4 protein-coding genes are annotated in these 5,329 nt (G+C 61.9%); all 4 read right to left on the bottom strand.

The annotated features are described in order from the left end of the window. Positions 1–461, bottom strand: a 461-nt coding sequence (locus JWR14_RS09175; protein WP_299704830.1) for a MarR family winged helix-turn-helix transcriptional regulator, incomplete at its 3' end; no start/stop codon positions are given. Positions 462–560: 99 nt separating this feature from the next. Continuing rightward, complete coding sequence (locus JWR14_RS09170; RefSeq protein WP_299704826.1) at positions 561–3,356, bottom strand: c-type cytochrome; 2,796 nt, start codon at positions 3,354–3,356, stop codon at positions 561–563. Positions 3,357–3,402: 46 nt separating this feature from the next. Further along, positions 3,403–3,906 carry a (2Fe-2S)-binding protein gene (locus JWR14_RS09165; RefSeq protein WP_299704823.1) on the bottom strand — a complete coding sequence of 168 codons (504 nt, stop codon included), beginning with the start codon at positions 3,904–3,906 and terminating at the stop codon, positions 3,403–3,405. 103 nt (positions 3,907–4,009) lie between these two features. After that, positions 4,010–5,170, bottom strand: a complete 1,161-nt coding sequence (locus JWR14_RS09160) for an FAD-dependent monooxygenase (protein ID WP_299704820.1) — start codon at positions 5,168–5,170, stop codon at positions 4,010–4,012. Positions 5,171–5,329 lie beyond the last annotated feature (159 nt).

Raw genomic sequence — 5,329 nt, 5'->3', positions numbered from 1 at the left:
AGCTTGCGCAGTAAATACAGCACGGCCACACGCTCCGCTTCATTGAGTTCACTCATGGTCAGCTCACTAATACGCAAGGCGGTGGGCGTAATCTGTTCGACCAGGGTTTCGCCCGCCCGCGTCAGTTGCACCGTCACCTTCCTGCGGTCGTCGGGATTGGTTTGCAGCTCAATGAGCTCGCGTACCCTCAGACGTTCAATTATGCCGCGTACAGTGGCCGCATCTATCGCGGTCGCCTTGCCCAGGTCGCTCATTGAAGACGGCCCGAGCCTTCGGCTGGCGCTCAATACCGCAAACTGCACGGCAGTCAGTTGAGGGTCGTCGATGGTCTGACTGAAGATGGCGAGATGACGCTGATAGGCTTTGCGAAGAAGATGCCCGATCTGCTCCGACACCTCATAGCGGGACACGGCGTCCTGTGCAGCTTGCGATGAACCGGAAGGAAGCTTCGAAGGCGTCATGATAGTTCGAATGTCGGGAAGGGTGAAATGGGGACAGGTGCTCGCACGCAGCGGGTGGCGCCATTCGTCAAAGGAGCCGGAGCTACATTCGGCTGGCCGCTAATGCACGTGTTTCCTGATTCGCGCCGACGCCTGAGCCAGGTCTTTCCACGACGCTTCATCCGGTGCGAACGTAGCGCGGATATACGACACGAGATCGGCTATCTGACGGTCATCGAACGAATCCTTGAAGCCCGGCATGTAACCGAGCGCGTCGGTTGCGGGGGCATCAATGCCATTCTGGATGACGTTCAGCAGGTTATCGGGCGTGGCTTCGCTAACGCTGGTGTTCAGCGAAAGCAGCGGACGCACCCCGAAGTTGCCAACACCGCCGGTCGCGGCATGACAGACCGCGCATGCGCCTTCAAAGATCCGCCGGCCGCTGTCGAGTCCTTGCAAGGTTACGGCGTCTGCGGCGGCGTCGTGCGCGGGCTTCGACAACGGAATTTCGAGCGGCTGCGGCGACAGCGACGCCACGTAGTGCGCCATCGCGCGCACGTCCTCTGCCGGCAGCGTCGACAAGCTTGCGACAACCGGCGCCATTGGGCCGGCCGCGACGCCATGCTCATGCGAGAAACCGGTCTTGAGATAGTCATACAGCGCCTGCTCGGTCCAGCGCACCGGTGCTTTCGAATTGGCAACGAGCGACGGCGCCACCCAGCCTTCTGCGCTGCCGCCCGTCAGGTACAAACGCCCGCCCTTCTCCGCCCCGAATGCATTGCGCGGCGAATGGCACGCGCTGCAATGCCCGGCGCCATCCACGAGATACGCGCCGCGATTCCATATCGCCGAGCGCGTTGGGTCGGGCTTGAACTCGCCCTGCTTCAGATAGAGTGCGTTCCATCCAGCGACCAGCGCGCGCTGATTCAGCGGAAACGGCAAGCGTGTGACCGGCGGCGAATTTTCAACCGCCGGCCGCGACATCAAATACGCGTACAGCGCAGTCATGTCGGCCTCGCTCATCTTCGTGAACGCGGTGTAAGGGAACGCGGGATATAGATGATGACCGTCGCGTGAAATGCCTTGGCGCATCGCCCGGTCAAATGCGGCGAACGACCAGTTGCCGATGCCCGTCTTCGGATCGGGCGTGAGATTGGTCGTGTAGACCATGCCAAAAGGCGTTTCAAGACCAAGGCCGCCGGCATTCACCACGCCGCCGGGCGCCGTATGGCAGACCGCGCAATCTCCGAACTCCGCAATCTGGCGACCGCGAGCGATGGTGGCGTCAGACCATGTCGATGCAGCGGGTCGGGCGATAGGGTCTATCGATGCACGCAGGGGCCACAGCGTGCAGGCCAGCCCGATGAGGCTGCCTACACCGCCGGCAGCGAGCGCGGTCCACAGTGAGCGTTTTGCGCGTCGCGGTGCGTTGCCGATCGTGCCGTTCGCGGCTTCTGATGCCCCGGTGCCGCCAAGCGCGGCAAGCACACGCTCCGGTGTGAACGGTGGCGCTCGAAAACGCACGCCGGTTGCATCGTAAAGCGCATTGGCAATAGCCGCCGCCGCCGGCGAGACATCGATTTCCAGACGATCGCCGGCAGCGGTCTGCGTAGCGACTTCGCTTGCCGCAGCCGATGCGGGCATAAGTTCATGCGATACGGCTTGCGCGCCCGGCGTCTCGTCGTGCGAGGGTCGTGCAGTGAGTTGCAGACCGAGGGCACGCGACGCGGCAGCAGCGATCTGCCGGGCCGGCACGCCATTCAACCGGCCAATCCTGCGGCGTCCGCTTGCCCGCCCCGCCACCACCCGCTTGAGCGCGACATCGCCGGTCAGGCGGTTCACATCGAGATCGACGATCCACGCTGAGTAGTCGGGCGTCGGGTTGGGGTTATCGCCGGATGCCGCATTGTGTTCGTCGAACGCGAAACCGCGGCCATGCGCGACTTCGTTGTCCGCGCGCCGCGTCTTGCGAGTTTTGCTAAAGGCGTTCCACGCTGCCCGCTGCGCCACCGTGTCGATCAATTCCCGCGCGCCGCCATGCTCAACCGGATCGAGGTGATCGAGACGAAACGAAACCGGATCGCGATGATTGTCGCGCGCGATTTCATCGACGAAGGACTCGCGTGCAAAGGTATGTGCCGAGCCTGGAATCAGCGCGGCGGGATCGTCTACAAGCGACGTGGCGTGAGGCAAAGCATACGGACCCGGATCTTGCGCGACTGCCTCGCCGCCTGTCAAACCCGGCGTTCGCGCCATATAGCGCCAGTCGAGCAGCGCGCCTTCGCCATCCAGCGACGCGGCGACAGAAACCGCTGCCTCCTTGACGTGAGACACCGCCATATAACCGCCAACGCACATCGACCGGCCCGTCTCCGCCATCAAGACAACCGCAGCGAGCGCGGCATGCGTGGCGATCAGTGGATCGGCCTGGTCATAGGGTACGCCGTGTGCGTCGAACGAATGCAACGCAAAGCGCTCGGGCGGCAGGCCCGTGACAGCGGCCAGGTTCGCCCGCAGATCCGCAGTCTCGGGTGCATTGCTCCAGACCGCGATACGATTGGCATCGTTACATGCAATGGCCTCGCAAGGCACCAACCTGTGCGCCGGAATCGGCCATGTGTAATGCGCTTCCTGCTGCAAGCCCGAGTGTTGCGCAGGCAAAGAGTTGGTCTCGCCGGCACGCTGCGGATGAGTCGACAACACCAGTTGGCAAGCGGCATCGCGCGCCTGCTCGAAACGCTCAGCCACAAACGCGGCCACGTTTCCCGCGACCACCCAGCGCACGCCTGCTTCCACGCTCAACTGTCGTGCAGACGCGAGTAACGCAGCGTCTGCTTCGCCCAGCACGCATGCGTGAAGCATCGACTCGGGCATCAGCACGGGTCCGCCAGAACTACCTTCGTGCACGGCGTCCATTACGTCGGGTCCATTACAGGGCGTCCATTACATGAGGTCCAATGAATCAGCGTTTTTCTTCGCGTTTCAGATACTCGGCCGCGCGATGCACTGCCTTCATGATTTCAATGTGCGTGCCGCAACGGCACAAGTTGAAGCGCAGCGCGTCGCGGATATCGTCGTCATCGGGCTCGGGATTGCGATCGAGCAGCGCCTTCGTGCTCATGATCATGCCGTTGAGGCAGTAACCGCATTGCGCTGCTTGTTCATCGATAAAAGCCCGCTGGATCGGATGCAGCGCGCCCAGCGTTCCAAGCCCTTCCAGCGTGAGCGTCTCGCGTCCAATAGCTGCCGCAACCGGCACGACGCATGAGCGCGCCGGGCCGCCGTCCAGCAGCACCGTGCACGCACCGCACTGGCCGAGACCGCAACCGTACTTCGGACCGTTCAGTTCAAAGTCGTTGCGCAGCACGTAAAGCAGGGGGGTGTCGCGGGTCACGTCGACCGTGCGAGTGCTGCCGTTGACAGTCAGCGTCAACGGTCCGGAAACCGGTGTGGCGGAAGCAGACACGCTCATCTTCTAGTCATCGAATCAAGACCGCGCGCGGCAATGTATCCAGACAGCACATCCAGATACTGCATCCGGGCACTACCGCGGCGGCCGGGTCGGAACATCAGGCGGCAGCCGTTGTTGCCTGCTTGGCCGACGGCGACTTCAGGGGCTCGTTGAACACGTCGTAAGCGAACACCCATGCCGGATCTTCGTTCGTGCGCAGCCACGTGTTGTTGTGCGAGACCAGTTGTACCTTCGACGCACGCTCCGCCCGATTCGCTTCATACAACGCGAACGCTCCGGCGTAATCGGTCGCCCCGACTTCATCCAGGCAGCGCGTCAGCATGGCTGCATCTTCAATCGCCATGGCCGCGCCCTGCGCCATATGCGGTTTCATCGGATGACATGCGTCGCCGAGCAACACCAGGCGGCCGCGGCTCCACAACGGCAGCGGATCGCGTTCCAGCAGCGGCCACTTCGTGACTTCGGGCGTGGCGTCGATCAGCTTCTGCACCGACGGATGATAGCCCGCGAACGCCTCGCGCATTTCGTCGCGGCTGCTGGGCGCAACCGACTGCCCTGCCGGCCACTCAGCCTGCGGAACGCCGGTCACGTAGTAGATTTCATCGCGCTTGGACGTCACGTAATACACCATCATGTGACGATCTTCCGACCACCACTTTACACACAGATCGAAAGGATCGGTGCCCAGCAGCGACGCCGGAAATACCGCGCGATGCGCAACATAACCCGTGTAACGCGGCGGTTCCGCGCCGAGCAAGTGGTCGCGGATCTTCGAGTTCACGCCGTCCGCGCCAATCACGATATCCGCGGTCTCGACGCTACCGTCGGCAAACGTCAGCCGCACTTCGTTATCCAACTCTTCAATCCCGCTCAGGCACTTATTGAATTCGATGGTGCCGGGCGCGACCGCTCCGGTCATCAGCTCATGAAAGTCACCGCGATGCACCGTCAGATACGACGCGCCATATTCTTTCAGCGCGAAATCGCCCAGCGGAATCTGCGCAATGGCTTCGCCCGTTTTCCAGTCACGGCTGTACCAGTAGTCCGGGTGCGAACCCATGACGTTCAGCGCGTCTTCGCAATCCATGCGACGCATGATCTTCATCACATTGGGACCGAGATGAATGCCCGCGCCGAGACGCGAAAACGCAGGAGCCTGCTCGTACAGGCGAACCGAATAACCGGCGCGCTGCATCAGCGCTGCTGCTGCTGTTCCGCCAAGGCCCGCGCCAATGATTGCAATACGGGGTTTGCTCATGATGATCTCTCCATGTCTGGCGCTCGCCGAGTGTCGTTCAGCCGAGCCTGTTAAATGAACCTATATCGAGTGTACACATTGAATTTTTTTGAGTAAAGAAAATTTGCATTGAGTCGATGCAGGTGCGATTTATCCCTTTGTTTGTGCATTTTATTAGGG

It is taken from the genome of Caballeronia sp., from assembly GCF_028292365.1.
Classification (GTDB): domain Bacteria; phylum Pseudomonadota; class Gammaproteobacteria; order Burkholderiales; family Burkholderiaceae; genus Caballeronia.
This window is presented reverse-complemented; position numbering and strand designations above follow the sequence as displayed.